This window comes from Mycobacterium sp. 852002-51971_SCH5477799-a (assembly GCF_001667145.1).
Lineage (GTDB): Bacteria > Actinomycetota > Actinomycetes > Mycobacteriales > Mycobacteriaceae > Mycobacterium.
On sequence record NZ_LZIF01000121.1, the window covers coordinates 1 to 512 of the forward strand.

Annotated in this window: 1 protein-coding gene; it reads right to left on the reverse strand. The window is 64.3% G+C overall.

From position 1 onward, the window contains the following. Positions 1 to 512, reverse strand: a 512-nt coding sequence (locus A5753_RS22180) for a condensation domain-containing protein (RefSeq protein WP_156656205.1), incomplete at both ends; no start/stop codon positions are given.

The following is a 512-nucleotide window of genomic DNA, read 5'->3' on the forward strand; positions in this document are numbered from 1 at the left end:
AACACCAACGTGTTGACGAAAAAACCCACCAACTCATCGAGCGCAGGGTCACGGCGCCCGGCGATCGGGAACCCCACCGCCACATCAACACTGGCGCTGATCTTCGACAACAACACCGCTAACGCGGCCTGCACCACCATGAAACTGGTCGCATTATGCTCACCAGCTAACTGACGCACCCGCGCCTGCACCTCAGCCGGCCACTCCACCGCCACCGTGGCCCCGCGATAATCCGCCACCGCCGGATACGGCCGATCCGTGGGCAACTGCACCCGCTCGGGCATCCCGGCCAACACATCTTCCCAATACGCCAACTGCCCAGCGATACGACTACCACTGTCCTCGAGCTCACCAAACTGCGCCCGCTGCCACAACGTGTAATCGACATACTGCACCGCCAACGGCGCCCACCCCGGCACCTGCCCCACCGACCGGCTGGCATACGCCACACCCAAATCCCGCACCAACGGGGCCACCGACCACCCATCAGCAGCGATATGGTGCACCGCGGC